Source organism: Qipengyuania gaetbuli (genome assembly GCF_020524765.1).
GTDB classification, from domain to species: Bacteria; Pseudomonadota; Alphaproteobacteria; order Sphingomonadales; family Sphingomonadaceae; genus Qipengyuania; species Qipengyuania gaetbuli_A.
This window is the reverse complement of sequence record NZ_JAIVLR010000001.1, coordinates 739703-760511: the sequence shown is the minus strand read 5'-3', so window position 1 is coordinate 760511 and position 20809 is coordinate 739703. Positions and strand designations below refer to the sequence as shown.

Here is a 20809-nt window from a genome sequence, read left to right as displayed (position 1 = left end):
TGCTCCGGATCAGGCCATGCCGACAAGCTGGAGCTTGATCTGCAGGGTTTCGTGATCGAACGGCTTCATGACGTATTCGTCAGCCCCGGCACTGATCGCCTCGCGGATGTGCGCGACATCGTTTTCCGTCGTGCAGAAGACGACCTTGGGCTTGTCGCCGCCTTCATGCTTGCGCAGCTGGGTGATGAACTCGATGCCCGTCATGACCGGCATGTTCCAGTCCAGCAGGATGACGTCGGGCATGTGGACCTGGCACTTGTCCAGGCCTTCCTTGCCGTTCTCCGCCTCGTCCACGGAGAATTCGAGCGATTCGAGAATGTGCCGGGACACCTTACGGATAACGCGCGAATCGTCGATGATGAGGCAGGTCTTCATGTGGGAGTTCCTTGAGTTTCAATCCGCTTCATAACCAATGGCGGTAACCAATCGCTTAAGCTGCAAGCGCGGGTGGACCCGCAATGATCGTTTCTACGTCGACCAGTACGACCGGACCGCTTTCGGTCTCCACCATGCCGATGGCGGCACGCTGCCAGCCTTCGCCCAAGCCGCCCGGAATGGCGACGGGATCGCTGGTTGCTTGCGCCACGTCTTCGGCCGCATCGACCAGCAGGGCATAGGTGTGGCCGTCATGCTCGATCACCGCCGCCCGGCGTTCGGGCGAGTTGCTGGGCTGGTCGAAGCCCAGCGCCAGCGAACAGTCGATCACGGTCAGCGCCTGGCTGCGCAGCGGCGTGATGCCGCACACATAGGCACAGGTGCCGGGGATCGGAGTAATGGTATCGATCTCGAGGACCGACTGGACACGCAGGGCAGGGATCGCTGCGCGGCGACCGGCGATGGTGCACATCAGAAGCAGTTCGTTCATGCCGCCCTCCCGGTGCGGACCCGCTTGAGCACGGCCATCAGGCCGTCGCGGTCGTAGCGATAGATGGAGCCGTCGCCGGTATCTTCGGGATCGGGGCGGAGGCGCACCGTTTCGCGGGCACCCGCCGTCTCGTCGGCGGTATCCCCGGCGAGCGCGATGGCGAGATCGGCCTCTTCTTCTGCGTCACCGGCAATGCGATAGCCGGCGGCTACCACCAGCGGTTCGAGGATGGTGCGCGCCCATTCGCTGTCCTGCGGCAGGCGGCAGACCAGCGGGCTATTACCGCGCTGCGGGACGCCGTGGCGCTGGAACAGCGTATGTCCGTCGATCAGCGGGACCGGCTTTCCGCCGATCAGCGTGACGCCTTCGATCGAGTGATCGTTGGCGGACGGCACGATCTCTTCCGTCATCTCGGCTGCGTCGAGCACTTCGGAGACGGCATAAACCACTTCGCTTTCCCCGTCCGAAAGGCGCAGCAAGCGGCAGCGGTCGGCGGGCAGGGCACCGTGTTCGATACCGGCGAGCGGGAAAATACGGCCTTCGATAACGGCCTGTGCGCGTTCGCCTTCGATATCAAAAGCGTCGGCGTAGACCGTGTCGATGCGGCGAACCAGTTCGAGGCGCACGGCGCGCTTGCGGCCGTCGAGCCCGGCGAAAAGCATGACCGGCGTCGCCGCCTTTTCTTCCTTGTCCTGCGTTTCTTCGATGACCGCAGGCTTGGAACGCAACTCGCCGACAAGGCCGCGCATCTGCGCAATGCTCGGCAGGTCGATCAGCATCATCGGGCTGCCGTCGTCGAGCAGGGTCGTGCCGGCATAGAGCCTGGTGGCCATGATCGCCGGGGCGATCGGCTTGACCACGACGTCCTCGTGGTCGTGGACCCGGTCGACTGCGAGCGCGAAGACATCGTCGCTGGCAAGGCGGATCAGGACCAGCGTCTTGCTTTCCCAGTCGCAGCGCTCGTTGCTTTCGGTGCCGAGGACATCGGCAAGCGAGATGCAGGGTACGCGGCGGCCGCGGAAGGTCACCAGGCGGCGCTCGCCAGCCTCGGCGAATTCGACGCTGCTTGAGCTGCCGAAGACGATTTCCTCGATATAGCTGCGCGGCAGGGCGTAGTGCTGACCGTCGCTGCTGACCGTGAGCGCGGCAATGATCGACAGGGTCAGCGGAAGCTGGAGATGGAAGCTGGTTCCCTCGCCCGGCTTGCTCGACACGGCGATGGAACCGCCGACGCGTTCGAGGTTGGAGCGCACGACATCCATGCCGACGCCCCGGCCGGAGATCGAACTGACCTCGGCCGCAGTGGAAAGGCCCGGCTCGAAGATGAGCTGGAGCTTTTGCGCCTGCGACATCTGCTTGATTTCGGACTGGCTGTAGATGCCTGCTGCAACAGCCTTTTCCGTCAGGCGGTCGACGTCGATGCCATTGCCGTCGTCGGTCACGAGCAGGCTGATCTGGTTGCCCGACTGGCGCGCGGCGAAGCGCATCAGGCCGATCTCGCGCTTGCCCTTCTTGAGCCGGTCGACAGGCTTCTCGATCCCGTGGTCGATGGCATTGCGGATGATGTGGGTCAGCGGGTCGCGGACCATCTCGATCATCTCGCGGTCGAGCTCCACTTCGCCGCCCTCAAAATCGACCATGACCTGCTTGCCGAGTTCGTTCGACAGGTCACGAACGAGGCGCGGGAGCGAGGAGAACAGGTGCTCGAGGCGCTGCATCCGCATCCGCGTGATCGAGGTGCGCACATCGGCAAGGATTGCGGACAGGCGCTCGAAAGGGCCGTCGATGGTCGGCTGTTCGCCCGCTTCGCGCAGGCGGCGCGCAAGGTCGTTGCGGGCGAGCACCATGTCGGAGACGCCCTTCATCACCTCGTCGAGCAGGTCGACGGGCAGGCGAATGGACCGCTGCACGGACTGCCGCTGGCCCTTGGCCGGCGCGTCTTCGCTCGCCTCGTCTACTACTTCGTGCTGGACGGTGACGTCACTCTGGATTTCGGTCGGGCCGCCCGCATCGAGCGCCGCGATCAGCGCGTCGTCTTCCTTGCCGCCCAGTTCCTCGCCCGCTTCGATGGCATCGGTCATGGCGCCGATACGGTCGATGATGGCGAGCACTGCGGAAACAAGCGCGCTGTCGGGTTCGCGGCGACCGGCGCGGCATTCGGCCAGCGCGTCCTCGGCCGCGTGACTGAGCCGTTCCAGCTGCGGGAAGTCGAAGAAGCCGCAGTTGCCCTTGACCGTGTGGACGAAGCGGAAAATCGTGTCGATGCGCGCCTTGTCGGACGGATCAGCTTCCCAGGCGACCAGCTCGGTGCCGCTCTGCTCCAGCATTTCGCGCGTTTCAGCGATGAAATCGGCCAGCAACTCGTCCATGATTTTCGCGGGTCCCCTGTATCTGGGGTTCGCTATGGACGAAGATGGTTAACGTTTGGTTTGGCTGGAAACCTCGCCGCCGTTGCGGTCCGGCCCTGCGCGCAGCACCCGCCACGCGATGAAGGCGGCAAGCCCGCCGCCCAGCAGGTTTGCGACCAGTTCTGCACCGTAAATGGCGCCTGCGCCCCATGCCGGGCGGAGCAACCAGCCGAAGGGCAGCATGACGAGGAACACGCGCGCGGCGCTCTGCGTCAGCGCAAGGCCGGCTCGATCGACGGCGTTAAGCGCGCCGTTCGCCGTAATGAGCAGCCCGAAGCCTGCATAACCCCAGACCGAGATGGCAAGGTAGTTCTCGAACTCGGCCACGACCTCGGGATCCTCGGTAAAGAACTGCGCGAACCAGCCCCCTGTCAGGTACAGGAGGATGGCGGTCGCAAGGCCGTAGAAGAGGCAGAAGCCTGCCGCCCATTTCATCGCCGCGCGCGACCGGTCGGGCATACGCGCGCCCCAGTTCTGCCCGACGATGGCGCCGATCGAACCCGACAGGGCAAGCAGCGGTACGGTGGCGAAGCTCTGAAGCCGACCCGCTGCGCCAAAGCCTGCAACCGCGGCTTCCCCTTGCGAGGCCAGCAGGGCGGTGAGGACGGACAGGCCGATCGGGTTGATGGCGTTGGCGAAAGCCGCCGGCCCGGCCACGCTCAGGATCGCGCGGCTCGAATCCTTGATGTTGCAGGTTCGGATTGAGGAAGGGTGGATGGGCAGCTGTGCCTTGCTGATGAGGTAGAGCGCCATCAGGATCGCGATTCCGAAGCCAATGATCGAGGCATAGGCCGCGCCCGCGATGCCGAAGCCGGCAAATCCGAAAGCGCCAGTGATCAGGATCGGGTCGAGGATCCAGTTCGCCACTGCAAAGGTAATGGACACGTAACTGGTCTTGCGCGCCTCGCCTTGGCCGCGCAGCACGCCGTTGAGGCCCATTTGCAGCAGCAGGACCGGGAGACCCAACGCATAGGGCTGCATATAGGCGCGGATCAGCGGCAGCAGCGCATCGCTTGCCTGCATCAGGCGGAACAGCGGGTCCAGCAGGGCATAGAGGACCAGTCCCAGTACGACCCCCGTGCCGAGCGCGAAGACCGCACCGAAATTGGCGCGTCTTTCCGCCCGTTCGACATCGCCTTCGCCAAGTGCCCGGGCAATGACCGAGTTGATGCCGACCATCACGCCGACCCCAAGGCTGGAGATCGCGATGGTGATCGGGAAGATGAAGCTGACCGCCGCCAGTTCCTGCGAACCCAGCTGGCCGATGAAATAGGCGTCGATCAGGCCGACCGACATGATCGCGGCAACGCCGATGATCATGGGTGCGGTCTGCCCCACGAGATGGCCGACAATGCTGCCCCGCGTCAGTTTTGCCGTCTCGCTCATCGGCTGGCAGCGCTAGCGGGGCAGGGCGCGCATGGGAAGCGCCCAATTGCGCCAGAGTGCTTGCCCCTCCACGCGCGGGCGTGCGATAGAGGTTGCAAATAGAAACCCGGAGGAGAGTCCCCATGGCAACCCAGATGAAGCCCAAGTTCGAATGTACCGAAGCCGAATGGAAGGTCCGGCAGGACCTGGCGGCGTGCTATCGCATCTTCGACCACCTCGGCTGGGGTGAGAGCATCTACAACCACATTTCGGTTGCCGTGCCGGGCGAAAAGGACACCTTTCTGATCAACCCGTTCGGGCTGCTGTATGACGAAGTCACCGCCTCGAACCTGGTGAAGATCGATGTCGAGGGCAACAACGTCGGCCACTCGCAGTACATGGTGAACAAGGCAGGCTTCACCCAGCACGCCCACTTCCACAAGCATCTTGGCGAAAAGGCGACGGCCATCTGCCATGTGCACACCACGGCGACGATGGCGGTGTGCAGCCACAAGAACGGGCTGGTCCCGACCAATTTCTATGCCTGCAATTTCCAGGGCCAGATCGGCTACCATGATTTCGAAGGCGTGACCGTGCGTGCCGAAGAGGGCGACCGCCTGGTAGAGAATCTCGGCGATCACTCGATCCTGATGCTGCGCAACCACGGGCCGGTGGTGATGGACAAGACAATCCCCGGCATGTTCGTGAAGATGTGGGCGCTGCAGCGCGCCTGCGAAATCCAGGTCGCAACCCTGTCGCAGGGCGAGGCCAATGTGATCTCGCAGGAAGTGGTCGACGTCCACCAGCGCGACCTCGCCGTCATGGCGAGCCAGGGCGGCGCGGGCGTGTTCGACTTCGAGGCATGGAAGCGGCGAGTCTCCAAGATCGACGACAGCTGGATGAGCTGATGGCGGCTGCGAAATCCTGCCCGAAATGCGACGGGCGGATGGAGGAAGGCTTCGGCGTCGATCGCGGTTACGGCGAAAACCACGTGGCGGGCTGGCATCCGGGCAAGCCCGACACACGCTGGTGGGGATTGAGAGCCAACCGCAAAAGCGTGCTGGCGATTTCGAAATTCCGCTGCAACAAGTGCGGCTACCTAGAAAGCTACGCGAACTGAGCCGCATCCAACCATGTCCCGCATGACCGTAAACGACCGTCCGGTCGAATTCCTGATGGACGACGATACGCCCCTGCTGTGGGCGCTGCGCGATGCCGCCAATCTGACGGGGTCGAAATATGGCTGCGGGACCGGCGATTGCGGCGCCTGCATGGTCCATATCGACGGTGAAGCGCTGCGCTCGTGCCTTGTCACCATCGGCGAGGCGGAAGGGCGGTTCGTCACTACGATCGAGGGGCTGAGCGGGGACCGTTCGCACCCCGTCCAGCAGGCGCTGGTGGCGGAACAGGCGATCCAGTGCGGTTTCTGTACGCCGGGGATCGTCATGGCGGCCGCAGCGCTGATCAACCGTAATCCGGCCGCCTCGGAAGAGGATATCAAGGCAGCGGTTCCAAACCTGTGCCGCTGCGGCGTCTATCCGCGCCTTGTCCGCGCCATCCAGCGGGCAGGCCGTGTCGCAAGGCGGCAGGAGCGCATCAGCGCCGCGCCGGCCCCCGGCATCAGCAGCGAGGATGCGGCCCGCGAAGTCCCGGCACTGTCCGGACAGGCGCCCGCAAAGCCGCGCAATTGATTCAATCATGAAAAAGCGGCGGCAGGTTTCCCCGCCGCCGCCATTTTCCTGACAAGCGCTGCTCCGGGATCAGATCTCGAAGCGGACGCCGATACGTGCGCTCAGCGGCTCGCCCGGCTGGATGTTGTTGTTGCCGTGGGCCGAGGGGTAGTAATCCTCGTCGAACAGGTTCTCGATATTGAGCTGGAAGCTCAGGCGGTCGCTGACCGTGTAATAGGCGGCCGCATCGACGCGCCAGTAGCTCGGCAGCACGACCGTGTTCGAGAAGCTGGCATACTGTTCCGACTGGTGGATGACGCCGAGGCCGAAGCCCAGCTGTTCGTTCACGTCGAAGCGGTTCCACGCGCTGATCGAGTGCTTGGGCAGCTGCTGGAGGCGCTGGCCGGCATCGCCGAACGCGTTCTCGTTGAGCAATTCGCCGTCGAGATAGGTGTAGCCGAGATTGGCCTTCCAGAAATCGGCGATTTCGCCGACCGCGCTGATCTCGAACCCTTCGACGCGGCTTTCACCGGCCAGCACGGTCAGCGTCGGGTCGGTCGGCGAGGGGGCCTGGATATTGGTGCGTTCGAGGCGGAAGATCGCGGCATTGACCAGCACCTTGTCGAGCGGGGCCCACTTTGCGCCGATTTCGTAATTGGTGAACTTTTCCGGATCGAACTGGGCATCACCCTGCGAGAGGATGAAGAACTGGTCGCCCGCCTGCGGCAGGAAACTTTCCGAATAGGAGGCGTAGAGCGACAGGTCGGGCGTCGGCTTGACGATCAGGCCTATGCGCGGGCTGAACTTCTCGTCGACGCGATCGGCAGCGGGTCCGCCCAGGAGGTCCTCGGTCTTGAGGTCGAAGCGATCCCAGCGCAGGCCGCCGACGAGTTCGATATGGTCGCCGATTTCGAGCTGTTCCTGCACATAGACCGAAAGGGTTTCGAGGTCGCTCTGGCGCGAACGCGATACCGGGTTCAGCTGGAAGGGCGGGATGAAAAGCACGTCGGTCAGCGGGGTCTGGTTCGGCGCCAGGCCGTCCACGCCCGGTGCACGGGTGAAGCCGACCGTGCTGCGCTGGTTGGCCGAATCCTGCCTGCTCGCCTCGACACCGAACAGGATGGTCGATGCGATGTCCGAACCCATTTCGGCTTCCCAGACCAGGTTGGCCTGGCCGATCCAGTTGGTGCGCTGCTGGGCGTCTTCGTAGCCGCTCAGGAAGACGGTGGTGCCATCGGTGCTGGAAGGCACGAGATTGGCGTAGACCTTGTCGTAATCGGCGAACTGGACCGTGGCATTGGCAGTAAGGCCGCCGTTGAAGTCGTGTTCCAGCCGGACGCGGCCGATGTGGACCTGCGCTTCGGCGCGATTGAAGTCGCTATCGCCGAAGAAGGTGCTGTCATAGCCCTGCAGCGGGACGGTACCGAGCGCCGGGACGCCGCGGTCAGTGACGCGGCTGTCGTCGTCATAGGTGTAGCTGGCGACAAGCGTGGTGTCGGGGCCGAGCGCTGCAGTCAGCGTGGGCGAGAAACCGATGAAGCGGCCTTCGTAGAAATCGCGGTCGTTGTCGAATTCCTCGTAAGCGGCATTGAGGCGCAGGGCCACGCCGTCGGTCAGCGACTGGTTGACATCGGCAGTGACGTCGAACGCGCTGAAAGTGTCGACCGATGCTTCGCCGGAAATGAAGTTCTCGCCCAGCTTGGCGCGTTTCGCCACGCGGTTGATCGCGCCGCCGCCGGCACCGCGGCCGAAGATCAGGGCGTTGGCGCCCTTGAGCACTTCGACGCGCTCGATGTTGTAGAGCGGGCGGTAGTACTGCGCATCGTCGCGCAGCCCGTCGATATAGAAATCGGCGGTCGTTTCCTGGCCGCGGATGAAGACTTCGTCGCGGTGGCCTTCGCCGGTTTCCATGCTGATGCCCGGAACATAACGCAGCGCGTCGTTGAGCTGGCGGATCGCCTGGTCTTCCAGCTGGTCTTCGGTGATGAAGCTGACGGCCTGCGGAACGTCGATCAGCGGGGTCGGCGTCTTGGTGGCAGTCGATCCGTCCTCGTTGGCATAGCCTTCGTCCCGGTCGCCGCTGACCACGATGTCGGCGGGCAGGTAGTCGCGGTCGGGCTGCACTTCCTCGGCCGCGAATGCGGGGGTGGCGAGGGCGGTTCCGGCTGCGAGCAGGGCGAGCGTGGAGACTTTCATGGACTTCTTTCTGTTCTTGCGATTGATTCTCAAAACGTGAGCCCCTGCTATTGCGAGCCATTCGCATTAGCAACCTTCAATTGCGCAATCGCCGGTGAAAAAATCGCAACACTGCGTTTGACTGATAGGTTCAGTCGATTAGAGCGCGCTTCAAGGAGAAGGAGACACCATGAAAGCGACCATCTGGCACAACCCGAAGTGCGGCACTTCGCGCAAAACGCTGGCCATTCTCGAGAACCTGTCAAAGGTCGATGTCGAGGTCGTCGAGTATCTCAAGGACCCGCCGACCAGGGAAAAGCTCGCGCAGCTCTACCGCGACGCAGGGATCACTCCGAACCAGGGCCTGCGCCTGCGCGGAACCGATGCCGAGGAACGCGGTCTGCCGGATGCCGATGCCGGCACTGTGCTCGAAGCCATGGTGGCAGACCCGATCCTGATCGAACGTCCGCTGGTGGAAACCGACAAGGGCGTGCGCCTCTGCCGCCCGCAGGACACGGTCCTCGAAATCCTCTAGCGGCGGTCCTGCGTCAGCCTGCTGTCCATCTGCAGGGTGAGCCAGCCGTAGACGAAGACGATGGCGCAGATGGCCACGATCAGGCCGAAGCCCAGCCAGTCCGAATGGCCGTATAGCCAAACGCCCAGCGCGGGTGCGTAGATGTAACTGGCACCTGCGACCGAGGCCGTGACGCCGGACGCCTGACCCTGCTCGGCGCGGGTGACCGCCAGCGACGTGCCGGAGGTCGAGCCGGGACGGAACAGCCCGAAGCCCAATGAAGCGACGGCAAAGGCCAGTGCGATCGAATGGATATTGCCGGCAACGCCGAGCATGGCGACGCCGAAGCCGGCAATCGCAATGCCCGAAAGTGTCGCTGCTCTCGGGCCCAGGTTCAGCCGCGGGATCAAGCCCCACTGCGCCAGCAATGTGGCGATCGCACCCGCCATCAGCACGAGGCCGACAGGACCGGTGCCTTCTGCGGGCGTGGCGCGCAGGCCCAGCCGGTCGAGCACGAGGAAGCCTGCAATGCCGAGCACCATGGCCTGTGCGTGCCCGCCCAGCAGGCCGACCACGACCCAGGGGCGCAGCCTTGGTTCGAACCAGCGCAGCTTGTGCGGCTCGACTTCTTCCTCGTCTTCGTCCCCGTCTTCGGAATTGGCGGAGAAATCGGCCGTGGGGCTGCCCGAATAGGACGGGTCGTAGGTCTTGCCGCGTGCGGGGAACTGCGGCTCGTCATTGGGCAGCTTCCAGCGAAGCGCGATCAGCGTGGCCACGCCCATCAGCGAGAAGATCAGGAACGGGCCGGTCAGCCCGATGAAGGGCAGCACCATCAGCGGCGCAAGGGCAGGACCGATGACTGTGCCGAGGCCAAAGCTCGACGCGATCAGCGACAGCGCCTGCGTGCGTTCAGAACGCGGGGTGCGGCTGGCGACATAGGCCTGTACCGCAGGCGGCGCCGCGCTGCCGAAACCGCCATAAAGGCTACGCGCTGCAGCGAACAGGATCAGCGCCCAGAACGCGCCGATATATCCGGCAAGGCCGAGCCAGAGCATCAGGCCGCACAGCGCGAAGCTGGCGATGAACCCCACCAGTCCCAGCGCCATCATCGCCTTGCGGCCCCGGCGGTCGGACCGTTCGGCCCAGAGCGGCGCGCAGAACACCCAGAGCAATGCCGACCAGCTGTAGGCGAGGCTGATCCACACGTCGTCGATCTGCAGGGCCGTGCCGATGGACGGCATGACCGACTGCATGGCCGTATTGCCGGCCGCCGTGGTCAGCATGACCGCGAACAGCAGCGTCATGCGCCCGCGCGAAATCGACGGCTGGCGCACCGGGAGCGGTGACGTCACGGCGTCGGACGGATCGGCTTCGGCCATGGGATAAGCGGCTACGCTGCTCCACGCGCCCTTGCAATGGCGCAGGCGCACTGCCAGACGAAGTATCTGTCTTATCGTCGAAAGAGGGGTCAGTCTTGACCGGTTACGACAATGCCCCGGCGCTCCCGCGGCGCAATTTCAAGGAAAAGGCCGCACGCTTTTTCGGCCAGTGGGGCGTGTTCTTCCGCGGCTTTGTCGAACATCCCAAGATGGTCGGCTCTATCATCCCCTCCTCGCGCTTCACCATCGAGAAAATGCTGGCGCCGGTGAAATGGGACGAATGCAAGCTGTTCGTCGAATACGGGCCGGGCGTGGGCACCTTCTGCCAGGCCGTGCTCGACCGCCTGCCGCGTGACGGTTCGCTGATCGTGATCGACACCAACCCGCTCTACATCGACTACCTGCGCAAGCATTTCCGCGACAGCCGGTTTTCGGCCGTGCATGGATCTGCCGCGGATGTGGAGGACATCGTGAAGGCACATGGTCACGACCATGCCGACTACGTCCTGTCCGGCCTGCCCTTCTCGACGCTGCCCGCAGGCATCGGTCCCGCCATCGCGGCGGCGACCTACCGCGTCATCCGCCCGGGTGGCGCATTCCTCGTCTACCAGTTCTCGGCCAAGGCGCGCGATTTCATGGCGCCCCATTTCGAGCGTATCGAAAACGGCTTCGAACTGTTGAACGTGCTTCCCTGCCAGCTTTTCTGGGGCTGGAAGGAACCGAAGGGCTAGGCCTCTTCACCCGTATCTGCTGCGGACAGGCGCGAAAGCTGCGCGTGGATTGCAGCCAAGATGCTCACCACGAAGACCGCGCCAAGGGCATCGATGAGCCCTGCCGAAAGCGCCGCGCCGAAGCTCGAGGCTTCCTCCCCGCCGAGCGCGAAGACCAGGCCGACGATCCAGCCAAGGATCAGCACCAGCACGGCGGCCGCGACCACCAGCAGGATGAAGAAGGCCAGCAGCCGCAGCGAATTGCCCTTGGTCATGGCCCAGGACCGCTTGAGCGCAGCCACCGGGTTGCGTTCTCCCTCAATGCCGATGATGGGCGTGGAGAGGGACAGCTTGATGCTGATGTAGACGACCAGCGGAATGGCGAAGAGCGCGCCGAGCAGCGCAACGGGTTTGAGGCCGAGCGCGGCGGGCAGGCTGATCAGCACGAAGATCGGCGCGAGATAGGCGAGGACCTGCAGCAGGTATGCGCCGATGAAGGACGGCAGCAGCGATGCCCCCGATGCCAGTGCCTCGCCCACGGTCGGAGACGAACGACGGCGCAGCAGTGCCAGCATGGCCAGCTGGGCGAGACTGGTGAGCAGGAACACGCCGAGGAACAGCCACCAGTACTCGCTGAACATCGTCACCAGAGCGCCCTGCAATTGCTCCATGGTCGGCTGGGTCGAGCCTTCGAGCGAGGATTCGATGCTCGCGCTCGGGAAGATGATCGCGGCGAAGGCCGATGGCAGGAAGATCAGCACGCCCGCGATCGTCGCCAGCAGGCTGAAATTGCCCTTGATGAGCGCCAGTGCCTCGTTCCAGCCCTTGTCGAAATCGAATTTCATCGCCGAACCCCTCTCTTTCGCTCTTGATAAGCGCGACTTGCGTCGCCACGCAATTCCCCATGTCCGAAATGCTCACCGAAACCGTCGAATGGCGTGCCGAGAAGGGGCAGGTGCCCTATCGCGACGCGCTCGCGGCGATGGAGGCGCGCAACAAGGCCGTGTCCGAAGGCGAGGCGCAGGAACTGGTGTGGCTGCTCGAGCACCCGCCGGTCTATACCGCGGGGACCAGCGCCGACGGGGCCGAACTGCTCGACCCGCGCTTCGAAGTGGTCGAGGCAGGGCGCGGAGGGAGATACACCTACCACGGCCCGGGCCAGCGCGTCGGCTACCTGATGCTCGATCTCAAGTCGCGGGGACGCGATGTGCGCTGCTTCGTCCACTCGGTGGAAGGCTGGGTGATCGCCACGCTCGGCGACCTCGGCGTCGAATGCTGGCGCAGCGACGGTCGGATCGGCATATGGACGCGCGACATCGACGGGCGCGAGGCCAAGATCGGCGCCATCGGCGTGCGCGTGCGTCGCTGGGTGACGATGCACGGCTTCTCCGTGAACCTTGCCCCCGATCTCACCCACTTCACCGGCATCGTGCCCTGCGGGATCGACGAATTCGGCGTCACCAGCATGGCGCGGCTCGGCCACGATATTGCGCCTGATGCCTTCGATGAGGCATTGAAGCGGCGGGCAGGCGATTTCCTCGCCGCGCTCGAAGGAAAGGAATGCGCGCTGCCATGAAGCGACTGACGATTATCGCACTCGGGGCGCTGACCCTTGCCGCCTGCCAGGAGCAGGCCGACGAAGCGGATGCAGCAGGCGATGCGCACCGTGCCGAGGGCGAAGTGCTCGGCGGAACGATCGACGATTCCATGCTTCCGCTCGATACCGTCACCTCGCAGGCCCCTCCGCTGCGGCAGGCACCCAGCGAGGGCTCTTCCGGCGATAGCGAGGATGCGACCGGTGAAGAGGGTGACGAGGAAGGGGGCGATGCCGATGCAGCGCCCGAAGAGGAGGCTCAGCCCGAACCCGCCGAAGAGGCGGAGCCGGAGGCCTAATCCTCGCCGAGCAGCTTCCGCGCGCGTGCGAGGTCGCCCTGCCTGACATAGCGGCCGCGTGACGGGAGCGCCTCTGCGCCCGGATTGAGCGCGAACAGGCCGACGATCTCGCGCGCTTCGGCGATTTCCTCCGATGTGGGCGCAAAAGCGGAATTGATCGCTTCCACTTGCGAGGGATGGACGGCGATCATGCCGCTGAACCCGTCTCCGCGCGCGGCGAGCGCTGCGCGTTTTGCGCCCTCGGCATCGCGCGTGTCGCGAAAGCCCGCCTCGATCGCCATCAGCCCCTGCGCATGGGCGGCCAGCAGGACCTGCCCGCGGACATAGGCCAGCGCATCGGTCCACAGCCCGCCCGGTCCGCGCATTCGCCGCGCGCCGAGCGAACGGGCGAGCGCTGCGGCATCCCAGCCAAGCCCGACAATGCGGGCATGGATTTCCTCGGCAAAGGGTTTGAGGTGCAGGGCCGCGGCAGGATTGGCACCGAGTTCGGGAATGATCTTCGTCGCGCCGCTGCGCACGCCTGCACGGCCTTCGCATTCATAGAGCGCCGCGGCAAACTGCTGGACTTCGTCGGTGCCGATGCATTCGGCCAGGATTACGCCGTCGGGCGCGCCTTCCATCGCGGCCTCCAGATCGGCGCGCCAGTGCGGGCTCGACACGGGGCCGATGCGTACCCAGCGCGCGAAACTGCGCGCCGCCACCACTTGCGAGCGGTGCGACACCAGCCAGTCACGCGCGGCCAGCCGGGTATGTTGCTTGGTGTCCTCGCTGGCGGCGCGGGCGAGGTCGATGACGACCGCGTCCGCGCCCGAGCCAGCTACCTGCCCCAGCGCCTTGTCCTTGTCTGCCGGGACCACGATCCACGAGCGCATGTGTGACCCTCCTAGGGGACGATCCGCGCCGGGATGGGCGAATCACCCGCCGACAGTTTCCTCGCTTTTGGTTAGCATGGGGTAATCGATGTAACCTTCCGGCCCCGGAAGGTACCAGCTTTGCGGAACGTTTACATTGGGTTGCAGCTCTGCACCCTGCCGGAAACGTTCGGGCAAATCGGGGTTGGAGATGAAATCCCGGCCCCAGCTGACAGCATCGCAGCGCCCTGCCTCGATATCGGCGACAGCCTGTTCGGGCGTGTAGTCGCTGTTGAGCACCAGAGGTCCGGAATAGATCTGGCGGATCAGCGGGCTCTGCTTGGGCACGTCGGTAGCGCCGAAGGTGCCGTCCGGGCCCGGCTCGCGCAGTTCGAGGAAGCCGAGGCCGAGTTCCTCGACCACCTTGGCGGCTGCGCCGAAGGTCGCCGGCGGATCGCTGTCGTCGCAGCCCTGCGTCTCGCCGTTGGGCGACAGGCGCACGCTGACGCGGTCAGCACCCCACACGTCGATAAGCGCGGTCAGCACTTCGCGCAGGAAGCGGGTGCGGTTTTCCGGGCTGCCGCCGTATTCATCGTCGCGCAGATTGCTGCTGTCGCGCAGGAACTGGTCGACGAGATAGCCATTCGCGCCGTGCAGCTGGACGCCGTCGAACCCGGCGCGCTTCGCGTTTTCGGCGGCATGGCGATAGTCGCCCACCACGCGCGCGATCTCGTCCTTGCCGAGCGCGCGAGCAGGTTGGTAATCCTTGCGGCCTTCGAAGGTATGGGCATGGCCCGGCGCGCAGGTGGCGCTGGCCGAGACAGGCGGGTTACCGCCGAGGAAGTCGGGGTGGACCAGTCGGCCCATGTGCCACAGCTGGAGGACGATCGCGCCGCCTTCTTCGTGCACGGCATTCGTCACCAGCTTCCAGCCTTCGACCTGCTCGTCACTCCAGATGCCGGGTGCCGCCGGCCAGCCGAGGCCTTCCACGCTGATGCCGGTGGCTTCCGAAATGATCAGGCCTGCGCTTGCCCGCTGGCGGTAGTAGGTCGCCATCATCTCGTTCGGGATCGAGCCGGGCTGGGTCGACCTGCCGCGCGTGAGCGGAGCCATGAGGATCCGGTTTTTCGCTTCGATGGCGCCGATTTTGAGCGGGTCGAACAGCTTTTCATGCATCGCGGCAAAGTCCCTTTTTGCTGACTTGTATGTGCAAGGGGAGCTAGGGAGCCGCAATGGGGGACACAAGCACCATCGCCGACAAGAATGGCTTTCAGCCCGGTGCATGGCACTTTGCCGCGCTGATTGCGGGCAATGTAGCGCTCGCCCTCGGCCCCTGGCTGGTGCGCCTTGCCGATACCGGTCCGGTCGCCTCGGCATTCTGGCGCCTGTTCCTGCCGATCCCGCTGATTGCGCTCCTGGCATGGCGGCAAAGAGCGCCCGACCCGATCGACAAGCGGCTGGCGTTGCTGGTCGTCGCAGCGGGCTGCTTCTTCGCGCTCGACCTTGCCAGCTGGCATATCGGGATAGAGCGCACGCGGCTGGGAAATGCGGTCCTGTTCGGCAATTCGGGCAGCGTGATCCTGATGATCTGGGGGCTGGTGGCCCTGCGCCGGGCGCCCTCGGGCCGCGAATATGCAGGGGTTGCGGCGGCCTTGCTGGGTGCGGCGATCCTGCTCGGGCGCAGTCTCGAAATCTCGAAAGCGAACTTGGTGGGCGACCTCTTCTGCCTTGCTGCGGGCCTGTTCTACGCCTTCTATCTCCTGCCTGCACAGCGGGCGCGGAGCGCGCTCGGCCCGTGGAGCGTGCTGCTGCTGGTCAGCCTGGCCGCCTCGCCCCTGCTACTGCTCATGGCCTTGGCACATGGCGATCCCGTCTGGCCGGGCGCGGCAGGCTGGACGCCTGTCTTCGTCCTCGCCCTGACCAGCCAGGTGGTGGGGCAGGGGCTGCTCGTTTATTCGCTGCGCCACTTCCCGCCGCTCATCATCGGCATGGCGTTGCTGCTGCAACCAGCGGTCGGGGCGAGTGTCGGCTGGGCGGTGTTCGGCGAGCTGCTGGCTCCGCTGGACGTGCTGGGTATGGCGCTGGTCGGTGCGGCGCTGGTGCTTGCGCGCAGCACGACCGGTGGGGCGAGGGCCCCGCGACCGCGCTGATCGCTACCAGAAGGTCCGGTTGAACTCGGCATAGTGTGCCTCGAACCTGGCGAGGTCCGGACCAACCAGGCTGACGCTCACTTGCTGCGCGAGCAATTCGCCTTCGGACTTCAGCACGGCCTGCCGGTCCTCGTGCCTCAAGGGGATCGCCGCATTGGCGAGCGTGTCGAGCATGACTTCCGCTGCAATCGGAGAGGTGGCGACCGCGCTGCGGATCGCGCCGAAGCCGCGCTTCACATAGTGGTCGAAGCCGTCGGGCGCAGGAATGACGGGGCAATCCTTCTCATCCTTGCCGCAGACGTCCTTGCGCAGGTCGCGGCGCCCGATCTCAGCCGTCGCTGCGCCCAGCCAGTGCAGGGCATTGATGGCGGTGAAAGGATCGTTGATCCCGGGCGACAGGGCGCGAAGGCCGATTTCCACCAGCTCGTCGATCAGGAATTGCGGGTCCTGTTCGGGCGTCCTTGTCGCGCCGAGTGTGTAGCAGTCGCGCACGCGGTCCTCGATATTCTCCGGCTTGCACCCTTCGATCAGCATGAGCGGCATGTCACGGTGGACGAAGTCGCCGGTGCGCACGACCAGCGAGAAGGTGCAGCCGCAGCCACGGGCGATTTCCACCAGCCCGCCGAAGTCGATCATCTGGACATAGCCCGTGCCGGTCGCCGTAATCGGCTCGCCGCCCTTGGGCTCGACCGCATCGGCGAACTCGTCCTCGACCGGATAGGTGTCGCGAATGGTGTGGAGCAGGCGCTCGCCGATCCCCTGAAGGACCTTGTTGATGCGGATGCTCGACGGGATATGGTTGAGGAAGAACACGAGCACGGCGACGCACAGCGCCATCAAGGCGTAGGCGACCAGTAGCGAAAGCTGGGGCGTGAAGCCGGGCAGGGCCGTGGCTGCAGCATCGGCCAGGGCAGCCGGCGTCTCGTCCTCCGCTCGAACGGCGCGCAGGACGATCAGTGCATAGACGAAGCTGCCGATGAAGGTCGCAAGGCTCAGCTGGTTGCCCCGGTCCTCCATGAAATTGGTCAGCAGGCGCGGGCCGTAATTGCCGCTGGCATAGGCGACCGCCGCAATGGTGATCGAAAACACTGTCGAAGCGACCCCGATCATGCTGCCTGCCATCACGGTCAGCATGTCCGCCGCGCCCTTGGGCCGTGCGGGGACGATCCAGTCGACCTCGTTCAGGAATTCGGCAAAGCCGTTCCTGTCCAGCCAGACCATGGAAAAGGCCAGCAACGCCGCCGCGATCGAGAAGAGCGCGGGGTAGAACCAGTAATTGGCGTTGAGGCGCGCCCAGAAGAAGCGGATATCAGCCGTCATGTAGCGCCCAACGCGTGGGCGCAGAGTAGGTGCCTCAGACCTTGCCGAGGTCGCCCTTGCCGATCGTCCCGCTAGCCATTTCGAGCATGCGGTCGAGGCTCTGCTTGGCTTTCAGGCGCAGGCCTTCTTCGATCTCGATCCGCGGTTCGAGGTCGCGCAGGCAGGCGTACATCTTCTCCATGGTGTTGAGGGCCATGTAGGGGCAGATATTGCAGCTGCAATTCCCGTCCGCACCCGGCGCGCCGATGAAAGTCTTCTCGGGCAGCGCCTTTTCCATCTGGTGGATGATGTGCGGTTCGGTCGCCACGATCAGCGTGTCGCCTTCGAAGGTCTTGGCTAACTGCAGGATGCCGCTGGTCGAACCGACGTAATCGGCATGGTCGATAATGGTCGGCGGGCATTCGGGGTGTGCGGCCACCGGCGCATCGGGGTACTGCGCTTTCAGTTTGAGCAGTTCGGTTTCGCTGAAGGCCTCGTGCACGATGCACACGCCCGGCCACAGCAGCATGTCGCGGCCGAACTTGCGGCTCATGTAACCGCCGAGGTGCCGGTCGGGGCCGAAGATGATCTTCTGACCTTCGGGGATCTGGCTGATGATCGTTTCGGCCGAAGAACTGGTCACGATAATGTCGCTGAGCGCCTTCACCTCGGTCGAGCAGTTGATGTAGGTCAGCGCGATGTGATCGGGATGCGCCTCGCGGAAAGCCTTGAACTTTTCCGGCGGGCAGCTGTCTTCGAGGCTGCAGCCGGCATCCATGTCGGGCAGGACGACGATCTTTTCGGGCGACAGGATCTTGGCGGTATCGGCCATAAACTTCACGCCGCAGAACACGATCACGTCGGCATCGGTTTCCGCCGCCTTGCGCGACAGTTCCAGACTGTCGCCCACGAAGTCCGCGATATCCTGGATATCGGCGGTCTGGTAGTAATGGGCGAGGATGATCGCGTTCTTCTCCTTGCGGAGGCGGTTGATCTCCGCAAGCAAGTCTTCCCCGGTCGGCAGGCTGGTTTCGGCAGTCATTCTCTGTCCCGTCTGATGCGTTTGTGGCGCTTATAGACAGAACGGGCGCAGAGGCGAGGGGGTTCCTCGCCTACATCGAGAAGCCCGGCGGCAGGAATGCTTCCATCGGCCGGTCGGCGCCCGGCGTTCCCGCGATCACGCTTTCGGTCACGCCGATGCCGAAGCTGCTGTAGGCAATCGCCAGCGAGACGAGGAACACGCCGACATAGATGCCGAGGCCCCACCAGTAGGCGGGATGCACGCGGCCCGCGCTGCGCTTGTCGGCGATCATTCCGATGACCGGGAAGACCATTGTCGCCATCGTCGTGATCAGCCAGGCATTGGGGATCATCAGCGGCAGGGGCAGCAGGCGGCCAAGGCCCGGGCCGGTCAGGATCGCCATGGCGCACAGCATCAGGCGGCGGTGCCATCCCGTGTATCGCTGCCGGCGCAGCGCCCAGAAGGCGAGGAAGCCGAAGGTCCACAGGAGCATCATGTTGCTCCAGAGGAATTCGTTCACATGGAAGAAGAACGGGCCGCCGTTACGCCGGGCGACGACGATCATGATCGTGCTGCCGGCCAGAACCATCAGCGGGATGAGCGCATAGGCGACCTTGCCCAGCTTGCGGTGGAAGGCCCAATTGCCCGAGGACGCGCTCAGGTGCTGGGCGACGTAGAGGCCGATCCAGGACATGAAGATGACGCCGTGCACATGGTAGGGCAGCGGCACGTCGAAGCTCGAACGCCCCATCGCCAGATTCAGCGAAAAGCCCGCCACGATGACGAAGGACATGACGAGCGCCATGATGGTGAAGAAGCGGGTATTACCCCGCGCGGAATTCTGCGCCTGATCACCGGCGGCAAGACTGGCCATGGTCGGTTACTCCCCCCAAAGTTTCCGCGACCCCTTATCTTTTATGGTCTTAGGGGTATCGGCCGGGGGAGAAGGCGTCAATCAGGCGGGCGGGCTTTCCCCGTCGAAGCGGACGACCACCTCGATATTCTCCCAGCCGGCAACCTGAAGCGGGATCGCGAGATTCTGGCGCACCGCTTCCTTGGCAGCACTACGGGCCATCGCCAGCACCTGCGGGTTCTTGGCGAAGGCGGCAGCCTTGCGTTCGGCCTGCTGCGAATTGTTGCGCGCCAGGTCGCTGCTGGCATCGCGGCTGACATAGGTGCCTTCGGTGAAGGTCGTCTGCGCCGCCTCATCGAGATTGGGGCGCGAAATCTTCAGCGCGGGCAGGATCACCGTCAGCGTCTCGCTCGCCGCGTTCCATTCAAAACGGTCTCGGTCCATGTTCGACAGGTCGAGCCGGTATTCGACCGTTGCCGGGATGACGGCCGCTTGCCGGCTTTCGAGCAGGTCGACACCCAGCACGCCCCGCTTGTCGACGCTTTCGGCGACGACTTCGAAGCGCGACGAGAAAACGGTGAGCGAGTTCTGCTTCTCGAACGCAAGCATGGCGCTGCCCACGGGATCGCCTTCCTCCTTGTAGAAGAAGGCCCGCCAGCCGAGCCATGCGCAGGCGGCGATGAGCAGGATGACGATGAACCACGGAACCGCCTGCACCCGCGCCAGCGACTTGTCGCCGTAGCGGTCCGGAGTGGTAACCGTGCCCGGTTCTGCGTGCTTCAGATCGTCTGCCATATGTCCCCCGAACGTTGCACCAGCCCCCGACGTTCCAAATCGAGGAGGTGTGCTGTCACCGACATGCGCGCCGCGCCGTGCAGCCTTTCATCGAGGCCGCGATACATCTTGGGCACGAAATCACCCGCCGCGTGCGGCCCGTCGCGCAGGTGCCTCAGGATCTGGTTCTCGCGTTGCCTTCGGTGGCCGATCATGCCGCGTACCAGCTGGCGCGGCTTGTCGATCGCCTCGCCATGGGCGGGATAATAGACCCGGTCCTCGCGCGCGTAGAGCTTTTCGAGGCTCGCCATGTAATCGGCCATGTCGCCATCGGGCGGAACGACGACGCTGGTCGACCAGCCCATGACGTGGTCGCCGGTGAACAGCGCGCCGCTTTCTTCGAGGGCGAAACACAGGTGGTTCGAGACGTGGCCGGGCGTCGCCACTGCCCGCAAAGTCCAGCCGGGGCCAGTCATCGCCTCGCCGTCGGCAAGGACGCGGTCGGGCTCGTAATCCCGGTCGAAGGATGCATCGGCGCGCGGTCCGCTGTCGTCCAGCACCAGCGGCGCACAGCCTACGATGGGCGCGCCGGTGCGCTTGGCCAGCGGCCGTGCACCGGGCGAATGGTCGCGGTGCGTGTGCGTGCACATGATCGCGCAGACGTGCTCCTCCCCGATCGCCGCATCGAGCGCGAGCAGGTGCGCGGGATCGTCCGGACCCGGATCGATGACCGCGCAGCCGCCGCCGATCCCGACCACGTAAGTCTGCGTACCGGTATAGGTGTAGGGCGACGGGTTGGGTGCGAGCACGCGCCGCACCAGCGGTTCCAGCTGCTGCGCCTCGCCCGTGGGCCATGGTTTGGGAGGAGGACCTGCCATGGGG

22 protein-coding genes are annotated in these 20809 nt (G+C 64.8%); 8 read left to right on the top strand and 14 right to left on the bottom strand.

The genetic code is table 11. From position 1 onward, the window contains the following. Positions 1-9: 9 nt before the first annotated feature. Genes LC083_RS03950 through LC083_RS03935 form a run of 4 tightly spaced genes read right to left on the bottom strand, consistent with a single transcriptional unit; the run spans position 10 to position 4659 of the window. On the bottom strand, positions 10-375 hold the full coding sequence (locus LC083_RS03950; RefSeq protein ID WP_226699270.1) for a response regulator: 366 nt from the start codon (positions 373-375) through the stop codon (positions 10-12). A gap of 55 nt (positions 376-430) precedes the next feature. Next, positions 431-865, bottom strand: a complete 435-nt coding sequence (locus LC083_RS03945; protein WP_226699269.1) for a chemotaxis protein CheW — start codon at positions 863-865, stop codon at positions 431-433. Beyond that, positions 862-3234, bottom strand: coding sequence for a chemotaxis protein CheA (locus tag LC083_RS03940; RefSeq protein ID WP_226699268.1), 2373 nt, complete (start codon positions 3232-3234; stop codon positions 862-864). Before LC083_RS03940 ends, LC083_RS03945 begins: the two co-directional genes overlap by 4 nt. A gap of 48 nt (positions 3235-3282) precedes the next feature. After that, the gene (locus LC083_RS03935; protein ID WP_226699267.1) at positions 3283-4659 is read right to left on the bottom strand and encodes an MATE family efflux transporter; all 1377 of its coding nucleotides are present in this window, start codon (positions 4657-4659) and stop codon (positions 3283-3285) included. 122 nt (positions 4660-4781) lie between these two features. Between LC083_RS03935 and LC083_RS03930 the strand changes: the two genes are divergently transcribed. Genes LC083_RS03930 through LC083_RS03920 form a run of 3 tightly spaced genes read left to right on the top strand, consistent with a single transcriptional unit; the run spans position 4782 to position 6329 of the window. Then, the gene (locus LC083_RS03930; RefSeq protein ID WP_160608154.1) at positions 4782-5546 is read left to right on the top strand and encodes a class II aldolase/adducin family protein; all 765 of its coding nucleotides are present in this window, start codon (positions 4782-4784) and stop codon (positions 5544-5546) included. Continuing rightward, positions 5546-5758 (top strand): hypothetical protein, encoded by a 213-nt coding sequence (locus tag LC083_RS03925; RefSeq protein WP_226699266.1) that lies wholly within the window; start codon positions 5546-5548, stop codon positions 5756-5758. Before LC083_RS03930 ends, LC083_RS03925 begins: the two co-directional genes overlap by 1 nt. A 13-nt stretch (positions 5759-5771) precedes the next feature. Continuing rightward, a complete protein-coding gene (locus LC083_RS03920; RefSeq protein WP_224831124.1) occupies positions 5772-6329 on the top strand; it encodes a (2Fe-2S)-binding protein in 558 nt (185 codons plus the stop codon). Between the two features lie 69 nt (positions 6330-6398). On the opposite strand, the gene LC083_RS03915 is transcribed toward LC083_RS03920, so the two are convergent. Continuing rightward, complete coding sequence (locus LC083_RS03915) at positions 6399-8504, bottom strand: TonB-dependent receptor (RefSeq protein ID WP_226699265.1); 2106 nt, start codon at positions 8502-8504, stop codon at positions 6399-6401. Positions 8505-8673: 169 nt separating this feature from the next. Between LC083_RS03915 and LC083_RS03910 the strand changes: the two genes are divergently transcribed. Beyond that, a complete protein-coding gene (locus tag LC083_RS03910) occupies positions 8674-9018 on the top strand; it encodes an arsenate reductase family protein (protein ID WP_226699264.1) in 345 nt (114 codons plus the stop codon). Here LC083_RS03910 and LC083_RS03905 read toward each other — a convergent pair. Beyond that, positions 9015-10376: an MFS transporter gene (locus LC083_RS03905; protein WP_226699263.1), complete on the bottom strand. Its 1362-nt coding sequence runs from the start codon at positions 10374-10376 to the stop codon at positions 9015-9017. The genes LC083_RS03910 and LC083_RS03905 overlap by 4 nt on opposite strands. 95 nt (positions 10377-10471) lie before the next feature. Between LC083_RS03905 and LC083_RS03900 the strand changes: the two genes are divergently transcribed. Then, positions 10472-11107 carry a class I SAM-dependent methyltransferase gene (locus tag LC083_RS03900; RefSeq protein WP_226699262.1) on the top strand — a complete coding sequence of 212 codons (636 nt, stop codon included), beginning with the start codon at positions 10472-10474 and terminating at the stop codon, positions 11105-11107. On the opposite strand, the gene LC083_RS03895 is transcribed toward LC083_RS03900, so the two are convergent. After that, a complete protein-coding gene (locus LC083_RS03895; protein WP_226699261.1) occupies positions 11104-11931 on the bottom strand; it encodes a glycerophosphoryl diester phosphodiesterase membrane domain-containing protein in 828 nt (275 codons plus the stop codon). The genes LC083_RS03900 and LC083_RS03895 overlap by 4 nt on opposite strands. A gap of 59 nt (positions 11932-11990) precedes the next feature. Here LC083_RS03895 and lipB point away from each other — a divergent pair, with 59 nt between their 5' ends. Together lipB and LC083_RS03885 are read left to right on the top strand one after the other, a co-directional pair. Next, on the top strand, positions 11991-12662 hold the full coding sequence (lipB, locus tag LC083_RS03890) for a lipoyl(octanoyl) transferase LipB (RefSeq protein ID WP_226699260.1): 672 nt from the start codon (positions 11991-11993) through the stop codon (positions 12660-12662). After that, entirely contained in the window at positions 12659-12979 is a 321-nt protein-coding gene (locus tag LC083_RS03885) for a hypothetical protein (RefSeq protein WP_226699259.1), read from the top strand. Before lipB ends, LC083_RS03885 begins: the two co-directional genes overlap by 4 nt. Here LC083_RS03885 and LC083_RS03880 read toward each other — a convergent pair. Both LC083_RS03880 and LC083_RS03875 read right to left on the bottom strand, forming a co-directional pair. Further along, positions 12976-13851 carry an HpcH/HpaI aldolase/citrate lyase family protein gene (locus LC083_RS03880; protein WP_226699258.1) on the bottom strand — a complete coding sequence of 292 codons (876 nt, stop codon included), beginning with the start codon at positions 13849-13851 and terminating at the stop codon, positions 12976-12978. The genes LC083_RS03885 and LC083_RS03880 overlap by 4 nt on opposite strands. Before the next feature lie 42 nt (positions 13852-13893). After that, entirely contained in the window at positions 13894-15006 is a 1113-nt protein-coding gene (locus LC083_RS03875; RefSeq protein WP_226699257.1) for an alkene reductase, read from the bottom strand. Between the two features lie 56 nt (positions 15007-15062). Here LC083_RS03875 and LC083_RS03870 point away from each other — a divergent pair, with 56 nt between their 5' ends. Continuing rightward, positions 15063-15980: a DMT family transporter gene (locus tag LC083_RS03870; protein WP_226699256.1), complete on the top strand. Its 918-nt coding sequence runs from the start codon at positions 15063-15065 to the stop codon at positions 15978-15980. A 3-nt stretch (positions 15981-15983) separates the two neighbouring features. Here the strand turns inward: LC083_RS03870 and LC083_RS03865 are convergent, their stop codons facing one another. The 5 genes from LC083_RS03865 to LC083_RS03845 form a co-directional block, all read right to left on the bottom strand. After that, positions 15984-17300 carry a DUF2254 domain-containing protein gene (locus tag LC083_RS03865; protein WP_226699255.1) on the bottom strand — a complete coding sequence of 439 codons (1317 nt, stop codon included), beginning with the start codon at positions 17298-17300 and terminating at the stop codon, positions 15984-15986. Between the two features lie 34 nt (positions 17301-17334). Next, the gene (gene nadA, locus LC083_RS03860) at positions 17335-18321 is read right to left on the bottom strand and encodes a quinolinate synthase NadA (protein WP_226699254.1); all 987 of its coding nucleotides are present in this window, start codon (positions 18319-18321) and stop codon (positions 17335-17337) included. Between the two features lie 70 nt (positions 18322-18391). Then, positions 18392-19174 (bottom strand): hypothetical protein, encoded by a 783-nt coding sequence (locus tag LC083_RS03855; protein ID WP_226699253.1) that lies wholly within the window; start codon positions 19172-19174, stop codon positions 18392-18394. An 81-nt stretch (positions 19175-19255) separates the two neighbouring features. Continuing rightward, on the bottom strand, positions 19256-19948 hold the full coding sequence (locus LC083_RS03850; RefSeq protein ID WP_226699252.1) for a DUF4230 domain-containing protein: 693 nt from the start codon (positions 19946-19948) through the stop codon (positions 19256-19258). Beyond that, entirely contained in the window at positions 19933-20805 is an 873-nt protein-coding gene (locus LC083_RS03845; protein ID WP_226699251.1) for an MBL fold metallo-hydrolase, read from the bottom strand. Before LC083_RS03845 ends, LC083_RS03850 begins: the two co-directional genes overlap by 16 nt. Between the last annotated feature and the right edge of the window lie 4 nt (positions 20806-20809).